Annotated in this window: 1 protein-coding gene; it reads left to right on the forward strand. The window is 62.3% G+C overall.

What is annotated here, in order from left to right:
• The first annotated feature begins 5 nt into the window (after window positions 1-5).
• Window positions 6-1,195, forward strand: a protein-coding gene (locus tag GV832_RS21650; RefSeq protein WP_168776926.1) for an IS3 family transposase whose coding sequence is annotated in 2 segments (ribosomal slippage) — window positions 6-264 and window positions 264-1,195 — 1,191 coding nt in all. Because the reading frame shifts where the segments join, the coding sequence is not laid out codon by codon here.
• Window positions 1,196-1,213: the final 18 nt, after the last annotated feature.

Genomic DNA, 1,213 nt, shown 5'->3' on the forward strand with positions numbered 1-1,213 from the left:
CAGAGATGAAGCGCAGCAGGTTCACCGAAGACCAGATCATTGGCATTTTGAAGGAGCATGAGGCCGGTGTTTCCGTCGCCGATCTGTGCCGCAAGCACGGCGTCAGCGATGCGACCGTCTACAAGTGGAAGGCCAAGTATGGCGGCATGGATGTCAGTGAGGCCAAGCGACTGAAGGGCCTTGAGGACGAGAACGCGCGTCTGAAACGGCTTCTGGCTGATGCGATGCTCGACAATGCCGCGCTGAAAGACCTCCTGGGAAAAAAGTGGTGACGCCCGCCGCGAAGCGGCAAGCGGTCGCGCATCTGGTGGCAAGTCACGAGATGAGCGAGCGGCGGGCGTGCCGGGTGATCGGCTGTTGCCGGATGACCATGCGGTATGAAGTAGTCCGGCAGGATGACCCCGTGCTGCGGGAGCGGCTGAACGAACTGGCCAAGGTCCGGCGCCGGTTCGGTTACCGACGGCTGCATGTCTTCCTGCGGCGTGAGGGCCATGAGGTCAATCACAAGCGCCTGTTCAGGATCTACCGCGAAGAACAGTTGCATGTCCGCCGCCGGGGCGGACGCAAGCGGGCCATGGGCACACGGGCCCCAATGGTGCTGCCATTGATGCCGAACCAACGTTGGTCGCTGGACTTCGTGTCCGACCAACTGACCGATGGCCGCCGGTTCCGGATCATGACCGTGGTCGATGACTGCACCCGCGAATGCCTGGCCCTGATCGCTGACACGTCGTTGTCGGGCGCACGGGTGGCGCGGGAACTGGCGACGCTGTTCGACACCCGCGGCAAGCCACAGACGGTCGTCAGTGATAATGGGACCGAGTTCACCTCGAACGCGATCCTGAAGTTCGTAGATGATCGCAAGTTTGACTGGCACTACATCGCACCCGGCAAACCGACCCAGAATGCCTTCATCGAAAGCTTCAACGGTCGCCTGCGGGATGAATTGCTCAACGAGACCCTGTTCCCGTCCCTGCACCACGCCCGCGTCACGCTGGCCGCCTGGCGCAAGGACTACAACACAGAACGCCCCCACTCCCGCCTCAGCTGGCAGACCCCTGCAGCCTTCGCCCAAACATTCACCCCGCAACGGGGCCTGTCGCTGCGCAATCCGCAAAGCTCCGCGCCAGCCCCCGTTGCCCAACCCGCCCAAATGGGTAAAACTGAAACCCGGAGTCTCGCTCAAGTCGGATAGAACTTGGGGGCAACGTCA

Source organism: Stagnihabitans tardus (genome assembly GCF_009925085.1).
In the GTDB taxonomy this organism is placed as follows: Bacteria; Pseudomonadota; Alphaproteobacteria; order Rhodobacterales; family Rhodobacteraceae; genus Stagnihabitans; species Stagnihabitans tardus.